This is a genomic window from Janibacter sp. CoH_79_TC_3, from assembly GCF_058197955.1.
The window spans coordinates 1-15,174 of sequence record NZ_JBXWIV010000020.1 but is presented as its reverse complement, the minus strand read 5'-3'; the positions used below and the strand labels follow the sequence as shown (position 1 = coordinate 15,174).

The 15,174-nt window shown below is 45.5% G+C and carries 12 protein-coding genes; 11 read left to right on the top strand and 1 reads right to left on the bottom strand.

The features are described from left to right. Positions 1 to 5: 5 nt before the first annotated feature. From nuoG to AC2FA3_RS12835, 9 genes are all read left to right on the top strand, one after another. Positions 6 to 3,110 carry an NADH-quinone oxidoreductase subunit NuoG gene (gene nuoG, locus AC2FA3_RS12875; protein ID WP_490509911.1) on the top strand — a complete coding sequence of 1,035 codons (3,105 nt, stop codon included), beginning with the start codon at positions 6 to 8 and terminating at the stop codon, positions 3,108 to 3,110. A gap of 1 nt (position 3,111) precedes the next feature. Beyond that, positions 3,112 to 4,155: an NADH-quinone oxidoreductase subunit NuoH gene (nuoH, locus tag AC2FA3_RS12870; RefSeq protein WP_490509910.1), complete on the top strand. Its 1,044-nt coding sequence runs from the start codon at positions 3,112 to 3,114 to the stop codon at positions 4,153 to 4,155. Positions 4,156 to 4,209: 54 nt separating this feature from the next. Then, a complete protein-coding gene (gene nuoI / locus AC2FA3_RS12865; RefSeq protein WP_079691073.1) occupies positions 4,210 to 4,758 on the top strand; it encodes an NADH-quinone oxidoreductase subunit NuoI in 549 nt (182 codons plus the stop codon). Further along, positions 4,755 to 5,492 carry an NADH-quinone oxidoreductase subunit J gene (gene nuoJ, locus AC2FA3_RS12860; RefSeq protein WP_490509909.1) on the top strand — a complete coding sequence of 246 codons (738 nt, stop codon included), beginning with the start codon at positions 4,755 to 4,757 and terminating at the stop codon, positions 5,490 to 5,492. The genes nuoI and nuoJ overlap by 4 nt, the downstream gene beginning before the upstream one ends. Then, positions 5,492 to 5,899, top strand: a complete 408-nt coding sequence (gene nuoK / locus AC2FA3_RS12855) for an NADH-quinone oxidoreductase subunit NuoK (protein ID WP_490509908.1) — start codon at positions 5,492 to 5,494, stop codon at positions 5,897 to 5,899. Before nuoJ ends, nuoK begins: the two co-directional genes overlap by 1 nt. 4 nt (positions 5,900 to 5,903) lie before the next feature. Next, positions 5,904 to 7,778 (top strand): NADH-quinone oxidoreductase subunit L, encoded by a 1,875-nt coding sequence (nuoL, locus tag AC2FA3_RS12850; protein WP_490509907.1) that lies wholly within the window; start codon positions 5,904 to 5,906, stop codon positions 7,776 to 7,778. Between the two features lies 1 nt (position 7,779). Further along, positions 7,780 to 9,405, top strand: coding sequence for an NADH-quinone oxidoreductase subunit M (gene nuoM / locus AC2FA3_RS12845; RefSeq protein WP_201546579.1), 1,626 nt, complete (start codon positions 7,780 to 7,782; stop codon positions 9,403 to 9,405). 3 nt (positions 9,406 to 9,408) lie between these two features. Beyond that, positions 9,409 to 10,887, top strand: a complete 1,479-nt coding sequence (locus AC2FA3_RS12840; protein ID WP_490509905.1) for an NADH-quinone oxidoreductase subunit N — start codon at positions 9,409 to 9,411, stop codon at positions 10,885 to 10,887. 196 nt (positions 10,888 to 11,083) lie between these two features. Beyond that, positions 11,084 to 11,953, top strand: coding sequence for a ferredoxin--NADP reductase (locus AC2FA3_RS12835; RefSeq protein WP_490509904.1), 870 nt, complete (start codon positions 11,084 to 11,086; stop codon positions 11,951 to 11,953). A 133-nt stretch (positions 11,954 to 12,086) separates the two neighbouring features. Here AC2FA3_RS12835 and AC2FA3_RS12830 read toward each other — a convergent pair whose 3' ends face one another. Beyond that, positions 12,087 to 12,884 carry a hypothetical protein gene (locus tag AC2FA3_RS12830; RefSeq protein ID WP_490509903.1) on the bottom strand — a complete coding sequence of 266 codons (798 nt, stop codon included), beginning with the start codon at positions 12,882 to 12,884 and terminating at the stop codon, positions 12,087 to 12,089. Between the two features lie 344 nt (positions 12,885 to 13,228). On the opposite strand from AC2FA3_RS12830, the gene AC2FA3_RS12825 reads away from it, so the two are divergent. Both AC2FA3_RS12825 and AC2FA3_RS12820 read left to right on the top strand, forming a co-directional pair. Next, positions 13,229 to 14,116 (top strand): energy transducer TonB, encoded by an 888-nt coding sequence (locus AC2FA3_RS12825; RefSeq protein ID WP_201546576.1) that lies wholly within the window; start codon positions 13,229 to 13,231, stop codon positions 14,114 to 14,116. A 103-nt stretch (positions 14,117 to 14,219) separates the two neighbouring features. Further along, on the top strand, positions 14,220 to 15,095 hold the full coding sequence (locus tag AC2FA3_RS12820; RefSeq protein ID WP_201546575.1) for a mechanosensitive ion channel family protein: 876 nt from the start codon (positions 14,220 to 14,222) through the stop codon (positions 15,093 to 15,095). The last annotated feature ends 79 nt before the right edge of the window (positions 15,096 to 15,174 follow it).

The window sequence follows — 15,174 nt, the reverse complement described above, 5'->3', positions numbered from 1 at the left end:
GCGGCATGGCAGTCATACATATTGATGGAACCACTGTCGAAGTAGATAGCGCAGATAACTTGCTCCAAGCATGTTTATCACTCGGCATTGATGTGCCGTATTTTTGTTATCACCCCGCCTTAGGTTCAGTCGGCTCTTGCCGTCAGTGCGCGGTTAAGCAATATCAGTCTAAAGAAGATATGGAAGCGGGTCGTGGTCGTCTCGTGATGTCATGTATGGTCGCACCAGGCGATGATATGTACATTTCAGTGACCGACGATGAAGCCAAAGCATTTCGTAAGTCGATGGTTGAGCTATTGATGGTCAACCATCCGCATGACTGTCCAACTTGTGAAGAAGGTGGACATTGTCATTTGCAAGACATGACCTATATGTCAGGTCATAGCCGTCGTCGCTATCGTTTTACTAAGCGCACCCATCACAACCAAGAGCTTGGTCCATTTATTGCTCATGAGATGAACCGCTGTATCGCTTGTTATCGCTGCGTCCGTTTTTATAAAGACTATGCGGGTGGCGAAGATTTGGGCGTTTATGGCTCAAACGAGCGCGTTTATTTTGGTCGTGATAAAGACGGTCAGTTCGAAAGCGAGTTCTCAGGTAACTTAACCGAAGTATGCCCAACCGGTGTGTTCACTGATAAAACCCACTCTGAGCGCTATAACCGTAAATGGGATATGCAGTATGCGCCAAGCATCTGTCATGGTTGCTCAGCGGGCTGTAACATCTCTCCGGGCGAGCGTTATGGTGAATTGCGCCGTATCGAAAACCGCTATAACGGTGAAGTAAACCGTTATTTCCTATGCGACCGTGGTCGCTTTGGTTACGGTTATGTCAATCGTGAAGACCGTCCAACGCAGGCGCTTGAACGTATCAATGACAAGCATGTCAAAATCAATATCGATTATGCCCTTGATGAAACAATCAAACGTATCAAAGATAAAAAAGTCATCGGTATTGGCTCACCACGTGCGAGTCTCGAGACCAACTTTGCGTTAAAAAACATGGTCGGTTTTGATAACTTTTCAACCGGTCTTAACCATCAGCAGCAAGCACTGGTTAATAAATGTATTGAAGTGTTAAGCACCGAGGGTATTTATAACCCGGGTATGGCTGATATTGAAAGCCATGATGCGGTATTGGTGCTAGGTGAGGATATTACTCAAACCTCATCACGTGTGGCGCTATCGATTCGTCAAGCGGCAAAAAATGAAGCTATTAAGATGGCGGCAGCAACCAAAACCCAGTCTTGGTTGGCAGAGCCAGTCAAACGTATTGGTCAAGGTGTGCAAAGCCCAGTATATGTCATCGATGTTATTCAAACTAAGCTCGAAGATATCAGTAAAGTCAGCGTCGTTGCGACACCTGAAGATATCACCAAGCTTGGTTTCAAAGTCGCTGATGAGATTGCTAATTTTGCCGATGACTTAGCAGAAATAGCAGATCCACAAACCGCACAACAAGATGTCGATGATGCTAATACCGATGGTATGCAAGCGTTGGCACAGCAAATTGCTTATGACTTGATCCAAGCTGATAAGCCGTTGGTTGTTTCTGGTAGCAGCTTATCATCGACTGCTTTAATAGAAGCAGCGGCACAGATTGCTCAAGCATTGAGCAAAAAGCGGGCAGCGATTAAAGCTACTGAGCAGCAGCAGGTTGAGGCGCACAACGCTATGGTTCGTGATGAGCAGGTTGCAGCCGCCGAAGCACAAGCAGCAACCGCTCAGCAGAGCGAAGACAAAGACTTGTCTGCTAAACCCAACAAACCTGAAACAGGTGTAGATGCAGAAGCGCAAGACGATGTCGAGCGTAAGCCTGCAACCAAGCTTGAATTAAAAGAAGTCAATAAACAATACCATGCGCAAGCCGGTATTTATTTGGCGGTTCCTGATGCCAATAGTATTGGCGTCTGTATGCTTGGTGGTCAATCAGTCGAAGAGTTATTAGCGACTGACTTTGATGTGGTGATAGTCGCTGAAAACCAGTTGACTGATGCCATTGATGCGCATAAATTAACCCAGCTATTGACTGACAAAACCGTCATCGCCCTTGACCATCAGCTGCTTGATTGGCATAAAGATGTCGATATTGTATTGCCAGCCGCTAGCTTTGCGGAAGCAGACGGTACGCTTATCTCTGCTGAAGGTCGTGCGCAGCGCTTCTTCCAAGTTTATGACAACGAATATTATCATCCGCTGAGCAGTATCAAAGAAGGCTGGCGCTGGTTACATGCCGTCCATAGCAGCTTAGAAGGTCGTGATGTCGATTGGACACAGCTTGATGATGTCATCAATGCCTTGGTTGCCACCCATCCTAAGCTTGCTGGTATTAAAGGCGCTGCTCCTGATGCCGATTACCGGATGACCGGTCTAAAAATTGCCCGTCAGCCGCGTCGCTACTCAGGTCGTACTTCTATGCGCGCGCCAGTATCTGTGCATGAGCCGATGCAGCCAAAAGATTTGGATACTGGTTTAACCTTCTCAATGGAAGGCTATAGCGGTAAGCAAACACCAAGCTCGATGATTCCTTTTGCCAGTGCAGCCGGTTGGAACTCACCGCAAGCATGGAATAAATACCAAGATAAAGTTGGTGGTAGCCTCAAAAATGGTGATCCAGGTGTGCGTCTGTTTGATCAATTAGAGCGCCTAGCCACGCGTCAATATGTTGCCCCAGAAGTTACCTCGGTGACGACAACGGATATGCAGCAAGGACAAGCAAAACTGGTGCCTATTTATAACCTTTATGCCAGCTCTATGATGGCATCGCGTAGCCCAGTGGTTGCAGAGCAATTACCGCTAGCCACATGGCGCGTGGGTATTGATGATGCCAAAGACTGGAATATCGCTGATGGAGATTATCTGGCGATTGAGATTGATAAGCAGCAAATCACGTTGCCAGTACAACTTGTTGGCTATTTAGCCGAAGGTTGTATCGGTTATCCGGTTGGGCAGGTAGATATCATTCATCCGTCAATGCCAGCATCAGTACGAAAAGTTGATGCGCCGGTGACGATGATGGGCAGCATGGCGACTGATAGTGCTATAACAGCCAATACCAATAACCGCGCGACACAAGTAAGTAGCGCGCCGACCACCACACAGGAGCTGTAATATGCAAGTTACCCGCATTATCCCTGATGTGCCAAGCTTTTTGGCTGGTATGATGACCTTTGATACCTGGTCGATACTCTTTATGGTCGTGCAATCACTGGTCATCTTTTTGGTGGTGGTTATAGTGGCGGCGTTGATGATTGTCTATGAGCGCCGCATGTTAGCGCTTTGGCAAGACCGTTACGGTCCGAACCGTGTTGGTCCATTTGGCTCATTGCAACTGGTTGCCGATATGCTCAAAATCTTCTTTAAAGAAGATTGGACGCCAAACTTTACCGATAAGTTTATGTTTACCTTGGCGCCTGCGGTGGCGATGTTTACCGCGTTGGCGTCATTTGCCATTATTCCTATCTCCCCAACCCTTGGGGTCGCTGATTGGGATATCGGTATTTTGTTCTTCTTTGCCATGGCAGGCATTGCGGTCTATGCAGTGATGTTCGGTGGTTGGGCGTCTGCTAATAAGTTCTCCTTACTTGGCGGCTTACGTTCAGCGGCGCAAACCATCAGTTATGAAGTCTTTTTAGGTTTGTCGTTAATGGGTGTTGTTGCTTTAACGGGTTCATTTAACCTACGTGAAATCGTTGAATCACAAATTGACGGCTGGTATATCATTCCGCAGTTCTTTGGCTTCTTAACCTTTGTGGTTGCGGGTGTTGCCGTTACCCATAGACATCCATTTGATCAGCCAGAAGCAGAGCAAGAGCTAGCCGAAGGTTATCATGTCGAATATTCTGGCATGAAGTTTGGTATGTTCTTTATCGGCGAATACGTCAACGTGGTACTGATTTCTGCGTTGATGACCTGTCTGTTCTTCGGTGGTTGGCTTGCGCCGTTTAATTTAGATATTCCGTTTATTCCACCAGCTTTTTGGTTCATGATTAAGACACTATTCTTTATGACCATGTTTATTTTGGCTCGAGGCTCACTCATGCGTCCGCGCTATGATCAGGTGATGAACTTTGGCTGGAAAGTCTGCCTGCCGGTAACCTTGATTAATCTGTTGGTTACTGCTGCAGTCATTTTGATTTTTTCCCCAACGTTGTAATCGTTACTAGCCATCGCTGATGAACTAGAGTAAAGCTGATAAGGATAATAATCCATGTTTACTACTATAAAAAAGACGGTCATTGGTATGTTTACCATTGTCCGCAGTATGTGGATGGTTAACAGTCACGCCATCAGACCGCGCGATACCATTCTTTATCCTGAAGTGCCGGTACCAGTACCGCCGCGCTTTCGTGGACGCATCATCTTGTCGCGTGACCCCGATGGTGATGAGCGCTGCGTCGCTTGTAACCTTTGTGCGGTGGCCTGTCCAGTCGGCTGTATCTCACTTCAAAAAGCAGAACGTGAAGATGGACGCTGGTATCCAGAGTTTTTTCGCATCAACTTTTCACGCTGTATCTTTTGTGGTTTGTGTGAAGAGGCCTGTCCGACGACCGCGATTCAGATGACACCAGACTTTGAGATGGGCGAATACGTCCGTCAAGACTTGGTCTATGAAAAAGAGCATTTGCTGATTTCAGGACCGGGTAAATATCCCGATTATAACTATTATCGCGTGACGGGTATGGCGGTAGCAGATAAACCAAAAGGTGCGGCACAAAATGAAGCGGCACCGATTGATCTAAGGAGCTTGCTACCATGATGAATATCTTAAATAGTCCTGAATTGGCAGGGTTTTACGCACTGGCAGCGGTGGCAATATTTGCCAGCTTGCGCGTGGTGACCCTTGCTAATCCAGTGCATGCTATTTTATCGATGATTGTGTCGTTATTGGCGATCTCAGGTATTTTCTTCGTATTGGGTGCGCCGTTTGCTGGTGCGCTTGAAATTGTTGTTTATGCTGGTGCCATTATGGTGCTATTTGTTTTCGTTATTATGATGCTGAATCTCGGCATGAGTAATGATGAGCGCGAAGAGCGCTGGCTTGATGCTGGCACTTGGGCGGTACCGACGGGGCTAACGATTATCATCGCGGTTGTGCTGTATGCGATGATTGGTCTTAACCATAATGATGCGGCAATGATTGGCGGTACGACGATTTCAGCCAAAGCAGTCGGTACGGTATTATTTACCAAATATATTATGTTGGTAGAAGTGGCGGCATTGTTATTATTAGCCGCTTTGGTTGCCGCTTATCACTTAGGTAAAGAAGCTATCGATGACGAAATTATCGGCAACGATAGCCTAGCGCGTAACTCTAATGTCGCCAGTATCAAACACTACGATGATGATGGCATGCCCATAGATACTGATACTGATACGGTAAACAGGGCTGAACCATACGAATATAAAGATGTTGACCCGCATGACTACGTTGGTATGAAAGTAGCTAAGCAAGTGGGTATACAACGAGTCACGCGCAAGGAGTCGGACTGATGGTACTAGCAGCGAGCGTGGCACAAGAGGTTGCAAATGTGCCGTTTGCCCACGAGGTAGCAGGCTTAGTGCAGCCGGTTGCTGAGGCGCAGAATGTACTGGGTATGATACCCATGAGCCATGGATTGATTTTGGCCGGTATCTTATTTGCGATCGGTCTGTGCGGTGTCATGGTAAGGCGTAATTTCTTATTTATGCTGATGAGCCTTGAGATCATGATGAATGCGACGGCTTTGGCATTTGTGGTCGCAGGTAGCCGCTGGGTCGATCCAGATGGACAGATAATGTTTATCTTTATTCTGACTTTAGCAGCAGCAGAGGCGGCCATTGGTTTGGCAATATTATTGCGGTTTTATCATCAGCGTGGGCATCTCGATGTCGACAGCGCCAATGAGATGAAAGGATGATGTCATGAATTTATTACCATTAACCTTTATATTCCCGCTCGTTGGCTTTTTGATTCTAGCCTTTATGCGTGACAAATTAAGCGAGCAGGTAGCAGCGATTGTCGGTGTCGGTAGCATGCTGCTATCAGCACTTTGTACGCTGATGGTCAGCTATACTTTTTTAACCAGTAATCCTGCCGGTACGGTCATCGAGATTCCACTATGGACGTGGTTTCAAGTCGGCGATTTCGCGCCAAGTTTTGGCCTAAGCTTTGATGGCTTGGCATTGACGATGCTTGGGGTGATTACCGGTATTGGCTTTTTGATTCATCTTTTTGCCGCATGGTATATGAAAGGTGAAACAGGCTTTGCGCGCTTCTTTAGCTATATGAACTTATTTGTCGCTAGCATGTTATTACTGGTATTGGCGGATAACTTGCTCTTGCTCTATCTTGGCTGGGAAGGCGTGGGTATCTGTTCTTACTTGCTGATTGGTTTTTATTATCAAGACCGCGCCAATGGTCGGGCAGCAATTAAAGCCTTTACGGTCACACGCGTTGGTGATGTGTTTTTAGCCTTTGGTTTGTTTTTATTATTCCGCGAATTTGGTACGCTTAATATTCAAGAGATTATTACCCGTGCACCGGAAATCTTTGATATTAACAATCCAACGATGATTTTGACCACCATGATGTTGGTCGGTGGGGCGATGGGTAAATCGGCGCAGCTACCACTACATACCTGGCTTGCTGATGCGATGGCAGGTCCAACGCCAGTATCGGCTTTGATTCACGCAGCGACGATGGTTACTGCGGGTGTTTATCTGATTGCGCGTCTACATCCATTATTTCTCCTTACACCGGGCGTATTGTTGTACTGGGTTGGGGCAGTGGGTGCATTGACGTTAGTTGTCGCTGGATTTTGTGCGCTGGTACAAACAGATATTAAACGTATCCTTGCTTATTCGACCATGAGCCAAATCGGCTATATGTTCTTAGCACTCGGCGTTGGCGCATGGCAAGGCGCTATCTTCCACTTGATGACCCATGCTTTCTTTAAAGCCTTGCTATTCTTATCATCAGGTGCGGTCATTCTTGCGGTTCATCATGAGCAAAACATCTTTAAGATGGGCGGTTTACGCAAAAAGATACCCTTGGTATTTTGGTGCTATATCGTCGGGGGCGGTGCGCTTGCAGCGATACCTTGGGTCACCGTTGGTTTTTATTCTAAAGAAGCGATTCTTTGGGAAAGCTACGCGACCGGTCATCAAGTCCTATTCTATATGGGCGTATTCGGTGCGTTCTTAACCGCGCTTTACACCTTCCGTATGATTTGGATCATCTTCTTTGGTGAAGAAAAGACCCACGCACATAAATTATCTGGTGTGTCATATTGGCTGCCGCTTAGTGTGTTGCTAGTATTATCAACGGCAGTAGGTGCATTCATTACGCCGCCATTGCAAGGCGTATTGCCAGAGAGCGTTGGGCATTTACTAGAAGTTGCTGGTCAAGCGCATGGTAAGCATACTGCTGAATATATCGCCATGGGCGCCATGCTTGCAGGCTTGCTACTCGCGGCATTCTTATATGTCGTCGATAAAGGTCGTATGTTGACCCGCTTTAAGCGCACGACTATTGGTGCAGCGTTATATCATTGGTGCTATCACGGTATGGGCTTTGATGCGCTATACGATATAGTTTTTGTAAAACCCTTTTTGTTCATCGGCCGCTTATTTAAAGCCGACCCTATCGATAAAACGTGGCTGTTATTACCTAAGCTAGCATCTGCTGGTAACAAGGTATTGTCTGCGACGCAAACAGGGTCACTTCGAGGTTACGCTACAAGCTTTGGCTTGGGTGTGGCTGTGCTGTTGGTGCTGGTAATGATGACGGTGGTATAAGATGATTGAGTTACAACAAACGTGGATGCTACCAGCATTAATCGCAATTCCTTTTATTGCAGGGTTGCTATGTTGGTTGGTCGAACGCTTTAATAAACGTCTACCGCGCTGGATTGCTTTGATCGGTATGACGTTGACCTTTGCCTTGTCACTAGTACTGTGGCATTACGGCGATTATAGCGGTATGAGTCAGCAAGTGATTGCGCCAGATGCAAATGTGCCATGGGTCGCCGAGTTTATGGTGCCATGGATACCAAGCTTTGGTATCAGCTTTCATTTGGCGCTAGATGGCTTGTCGCTGATGATGGTTGGCTTGACAGGTCTGCTTGGTATTGCCGCTGTTGCCTGTTCGTGGAATGAGATTCAACGCCGTGTTGGTTTCTTCCATCTAAACTTGCTTTGGAGCTTAGGCGGCGTCATTGGCGTTTTCTTAGCCATTGATATGTTCTTATTCTTCTTCTTTTGGGAGATGATGCTAGTTCCGATCTACTTCTTGATTGCCATTTGGGGTCATGACGTCGTTGGAAAAACTAAAGAATATGCGGCAACTAAGTTCTTTATCTATACCCAAGCATCGGGTCTTATCATGCTGGTCGGTATTTTGATATTGGTTATTATCAGCTACGCTCAAAAAGGCATGGTCAGCTTTAATTATAATGACTTACTCGGCACCTCACTTGGTGGCTGGGAATATCCGATTATGCTGTGCTTCTTTATTGGCTTTGCCGTGAAGTTGCCAATTATTCCATTCCATGGCTGGTTGCCTGACGCGCATGCGCAAGCACCAACCGCAGGTTCGGTGGATTTGGCAGGGGTTTTGATTAAGACTGCCGCTTACGGTTTGATTCGTTTTGTCTTACCGTTATTTCCAGCAGCGTCACAAGACTTTGCGCCGATTGCTATGACCTTGGGTACTATCGGTATCTTCTATGGCGCTTGGCTCGCCTTTATGCAAACCGATATGAAGCGCTTGCTGGCTTATACCAGTATCTCGCACATGGGTTTTGTGGTCTTGGCAATCTACGCTGGTACCTTACTCAGCTTGCAAGGCTTGATGATTCAGATGCTGGCGCACGGTTTAAGCTCGGCGGCACTGTTTATCATGGCAGGGCAGCTATATGAGCGCCTGCATACGCGCGATTTGACCTTGATGGGCGGTATGTGGGGTCAGTTTCGTTATTATGCTCCGATACTGATGTTCTTCTGTGCCGCTTTATTAGGTATTCCGGGAACAGGTAACTTCATCGGCGAGTTTATGATTTTATTTGGCGCGTTTGCCGATTACCCGGTGTTTGTGGTCTTAGCGACATTCAGCTTGGTATTGGCAGGTTTATACTCGCTTATCTTAATTCATAAAGCGCTGTTCGGTACTAATAACATTAAAGAAGTGGCGTTACAAGAAACCAAATTACACGGTTTACCTGAGCGCCCGCTAAAAGATTTAGGCAGGCGCGAGCTGTCATTATTACTTATGCTAGCGGCAGGCTTGGTCTGGCTCGGCCTGTATCCACAGCCGTTCCTTGATACCTCAAGTCACGCGATGCAGTGGATTAATAACGCCTATATATATAGTCAAGTGACACAAGTAGATGCCTCGCAGCTGCTTGATGCAATGGAGGCACGTTAAGTCATGAATGAATTTACGATGAATGATTTGATGGGGCTAATGCCTTATGCACCAATCATTGCAGTAGTTGTTACGGTTTTGGTGGTGATGATTGCCATCACGATTAAACGCTCACATATGGTGATCGGTACCATCTCGGTCGTCGGTTTGAACGTTGGTCTGTTTGCGCTTATCGCGCAAATGGCAGGCATCATCGATAGCGGCTCGCTTGTGCCAACGGCTGAGCAGTTATTTGTTATCGATAACTTTGCCCAGTTCAATATGGTGATTATCCTTATCTGTGCATTGGCCTGCTTTACACTGTCTTATGCTTATTTAGCCGATTTAAATGATCATAAAGAAGAGCTGTATTTGCTGATGCTACTATCGACTGTTGGCGCATTGCTGATGGTTAGTGCTCAGCATTTGGCTTCATTCTTTATGAGTCTTGAGATGCTATCGATACCGCTATACGGCATGCTGTCTTATACCTATATGCGCAACCGCTCGCTTGAGTCGGGGCTGAAGTACTTGGTGCTATCAGCGACGGCATCGGCAACGCTGCTGATGGGTATGGCATTTATTTATGCGGAAGTAGGCTCGCTCGCTTTCAAGCCTATCAGTATGATGTTGGTTGATATCTTTGAATCGCCGCTGTTAATCCTTGGCGCGGCAATGATGATGTTTGGTATTGCCTTTAAACTGTCTGCGGCACCGTTTCACATTTGGACGCCAGATGTTTATGAGGGCGCACCAGCACCTGTTGCTACTTATTTAGCATCGGTCACAAAAGTGGCGATGATGGCGCTAGCGGTTCGTTTCTTAATTGATACGTCGTTATTGGCGCTGCCATCGGTACAGATGCTGCTTATGGTTATGGCGACTTTATCTATCTTGGTGGGTAACTTACTAGCGGTCCGTCAGACTAGCCTTAAACGTCTACTGGGTTATTCGTCAATTGCTCATATGGGTTATGTGCTTATTGTAATCGTTAGCATTGGTTCTGCCGCTGATAGTATCTCAAGCATGTATATGGCGATTTATGCCTTTACCTCTATTGGTGCCTTTGGTGTCGTAACCTTGATGTCGAGCCCTTATCGCTTGGCTGGTGAAGCCGATGAGCTCATTCATTACCAAGGGCTATTCTGGCGCCGTCCAGTATTGACTGCTGTCATGACGATTATGATGTTGTCATTGGCGGGTATTCCATTGACCGCAGGCTTTATCACCAAGCTATTTGCGATTCTTGCCGCCGTACAAGGGACCAACTGGTTCTTGGCTGCGATGATTATCTTGGGTAGTGCCATTGGTTTGTTCTATTACTTGCGCGTCATGCTCACGCTCTTTAAACGTCCAAAACAATTTATTGAATTTGACGTCTCTGGGCAGTGGGGTCTACGTACCGGTGGTATCATGGTCATCGCCGTCACCGCAATTATTGTATTCTTCGGTGTGTTGCCGAATACTATGATTGAGTGGGCAAGCTTGGCTCGTATCTGGTAAGCACAGAAAAGTATGATAAATAGCGGTACCTTGCTGCGGCTACTTATCGATTGTAACGGTTAGAAAACCAAGATGCGCCAGCTTTATGATAAGCTTGGCGCATCTTTTCGTTTGTAGCCTTTAAAAGTTCATAAAAACTACCATCTACAATAGAGTATCGATAATTATTAATAAAAGAAGAGGGTGAGTCATTATTATGAGTGACAATATTCAGAAAGTAACGGTGCTCAGTAAAACCACTTGGACGCCCAATCTATTTAGCTTTACCGTCAGTCGTCCGGATAGTTTTAAATTTACCGCTGGGCAATTTGTGCGTTTAGGCGTTAATCCCAGTCAATTAAACTACTATAAGCAGCTGAGTGCAGTAGCTGACTATGATGAAGATGATGATGATGATGATGAAGAGCTGAACGAAGCACTAAATGAGGCGCTGAATGAAGATATTTTCCGCGCTTATTCGATTGTATCGTCACCCTTTGATGAGATATTAGAGTTTTTCTCTATTGTCATTCCAGATGGCGCATTTACCTCGCAGCTACAACACTTAGAAGTCGGTGATGAGCTGCTGCTTAATACCATGCCCTTTGGCTTTTTAACCTTGGCACGTTATCAAAAGCCGCTGCCCAAAGATTTGTGGTTGCTGGCTACTGGTACGGGTTTAGCACCTTTCTTATCAATGCTGCAAGACTTAAAAACATGGGAAGATTACGAGCATATCGTCTTGGCCTATAGCGCGCGCTCGACAGAAGAGCTTGCTTATATTGATAAGATTGAAAGCTTACAAGAAGACTTTGGTTCCTTGGTTGATAATCCAGCCAAATTAATCTTTATTCCTATCGTTACTCGTGAACCGGTTGAAGGCGCTTTAACAGAACGTCTGCCAAAACTCTTATTAGATGCAACGCTACAAGAGCGCGCCGGTATTGCCTTAGATGTTGATAGCACTCACGTCATGCTATGCGGCAACCCAGAGATGGTAGAAGATACTAAAGAGATGTTAAAGAGCTTAGGACTGGTGATGAATCGCCGCGGCGAAGGCAATATCGCGGTAGAAAATTACTGGTAGTTGTATGACTGCTTCAAATTAATGTAGACAGCCTTAATTAAAAAAGCGCTGAGCCTTAAAGATAATCGTCTTTAAGGATTAGCGCTTTTTTATGGTAAGCGTTTAAATTGCATTTAGGCAGCTTTCGGTCTGCTTATGAAGAGGGTTCTAAACTTGGCTCAGTGGCATCATCAATCGGGTTGATAGGACCTTGCATTAGCTGCGGCTCATCTTTATCACTAATGATATCTTCATTGGCGCTACTGGCTAATAGGTCGCGATAATTGATTTGGGTTTTAAGCACCAGTTGCTCTTCTTCAAGCTCGCCGTAATTGACCTGTACTTTGTGTAAGGTGCTGATGATTTTCTTATTATTTTTTAGCCAGCGATTGATATCAAGGTAGATGATTTCCTCTTTGGCGCGGGCAATATTGATATAAGATAAAATGAAACCCAAAGGATCTTTTTTGAGTACGCGATGATAAAACCAGATGAAGAGCTTGATACCTTGACGTTTAATAAAGGATTCGCAGCGTAGGTTAAGGACATCGGTATAAGTCTGCTGACCAAATACAAGGCGCTGAACGTTGCGATCAAGCTGTACATGAACCAAGCTAAAGTTACTCGCCACCTCCGCATAGATACCGCCAGCATCGACGGTACAATACAAGCGAAACCAGTCGTCATGTATTTCAACACGCAGCTCTAAAATAGCTTTCACGTTGTCCGTGACAAACTTTTGCAGTGCATCGTTGACGTAGGTTTGAGCAACTGGCAAGGATATTTCATCCTCAAGCTTATCGGTGGTTTTGTTATAAATGTTTTTAATCGCTTGGGTAAGACGTTCCCAGCCATCGCTAAATGACTCGTCAAAACGGTAACCAATATCCTCAAAGAATTCCTCAAAACTGTCTGAATCATTCATATTGTCCATATTATCAAAGTTACTCAAACTTATTATCCTTATAATGATGGGGTCGTCATGTAAGCGTTAGGGTAATAATTGCATCTGCGTTTATATTTTATATGGTGCAGGCAAAAATTCATATTTTCTAATTTCTGACTTATAAAACAGTATATATCAAAATGGACGTATGCTGAATGAACGTCTAGGTTTTGTCTGATTGAGCAGGTTTAGTAGATATAGATAAGCAGACAAGTTGATAGCCGCAGTATACGGTTGTGCTAGCGACACAATTCTATGTCATGTTATGATAGCGCCGGCATTGGTCGACAGACTCTTATATTATCATGCTTCTTGCCAATAACCCTTATATTCATTAGCTGAGATTAACTGTGGCCTCTATTAAAGACTCGCAAAGCTACCATTTTTCAGCGCAAGCGCCCAAGCGTGATATCAGCTTGCCGATGGCTGTGGTGATTGCCGTCAGCGTTCATGCGCTGATTATTTTTGGGATTAGCTTCTCGATGGGGCAAGATCCCGCTGGTATGATCCAAGACGTTGCTAAAGCACTGACCGATAATATGCAGCCGAATGAAGATGCACAATTTATTGCCAATGCCTCACAAGAAGGCGGCGGCACTGTGCAGGAGCAATTGCGCCAAGAGACTGACCAGAGCAGTCCGTTGTCAGCTGAACAAATGAGCGAGACGCAAGACGTGATTAACTTGCAGCGCCAAGTACGTCAGCAGCGTTATCAAGAAAGCTATCTGCGTACGACGCTAAGCTGGCGTGAAGCAAGCGTCGAGTCTGACAACGATAGCAAGCAAGAGCAAGATGATATGAAGGCGCAAGAAGAGCGTCTGCGTAAGCAAATTGCTACTTTAGAGGCGCAGCTGTCTCAGCGGCAACAGCTGTATGCGACCAAATCAAAAGTCGTGACTGTCGATAGTAATTCGACAACGCGCGGTGCAGCAGCGGATTATATCAATACCTTTCGTGAGCACGTCGAGCGCGTCGGTAATCTGCAATATCCTACCCAAGCGCGCGCTCAAGGTATTACGGGCGAGGTGCGTTTGATGGTCGTCATCGGTAATGATGGTAATATTAAAGCCATTCGTCTTCTTGAGAGTTCGAACTCGACAATATTAGATGAGGCTGCCAAACAATCGGTCAGACAAGCGGCGCCCTTTGGTAAATTTACCGAAGACATGAATGATATCGTCGAGCTGCGTCTGATACGTACGTATCGCTACAGTGATAAAGTAGATGTGACTTATTAGGTATGCTTAAACTCAGTGAATATCTTATTGGATGATAAATAATGATAAACATCTAAAAGACAAAAAGTATTTATAAAAAACAGTTTTTAAATAAAGAGTCAGTATGGAATTTTTAGGTTTTACCCTTGATATTGCTAGCTTAACAGAAAGTGCTATCAGCATTGCGCTTAAACTTGCTTTTGCCTTATTGATATTTATCGTTGGGCGCTGGTTGGCAAAGAAAGTTGTGGTTATCAGTAATCGCATTATGTTACGTAGCCATTTAGAGGCAACGGCGGCCAATTTTTTAAGCCGCTTATTATATGGCATACTATTGGTTGTTGTTATTTTGGCCGCACTGAGTAAAGTTGGCGTCCAGACCACTTCGGTCGTTGCTATTTTAGGCGGTGCAGCCGTGGCAATTGGCTTGTCACTTAAAGACCAGCTATCGAATTTTGCCGCTGGTATTATGATTGTCACTTTTCGCCCGTTTGTACGCGGCGACTATGTACAGGTTAGCAGTTACACCGGTACAGTGACCGAAATCACCTTGGTCAATACCCATTTGACGACCATCAACAATCACGACGTCATCATTCCCAATAGCGATATCACCACCTCAGCGGTCATTAATTATACGGCGTTGCCCAATCGCCGCGTCGATATCACGGTCGGTATTGGTTATGATGCCGATATCAAAACTGCCAAAGATATTATGCTAAATTTGGCAAAAAACAATCCGATGGCGTTTACTGATCCTGCCCCTGTGATACGTGTGACCAACTTGGGTGACAACTCAGTCGACTTGACCTTAAATGTCTGGACCACCAACGGTGATTGGTGGGCAATGCAATGCGATTTATTAGAACAATTCAAAAACGCGCTCGATGATAAAAATATCGATATTCCATTCCCGCAGCGCAGCGTGCATGTCAAAGGTTTAGATCAAATGATTAACCAGATGGATCAAGCGCAAAAAACCATGTTAAAAAAGGGTTGAAATGAACTGACCCCCAAATATTGGACGGTTTAGTTTACCCCAAGGACTGAGTTCTGTATTGCACAGGACTCAGTCCTTT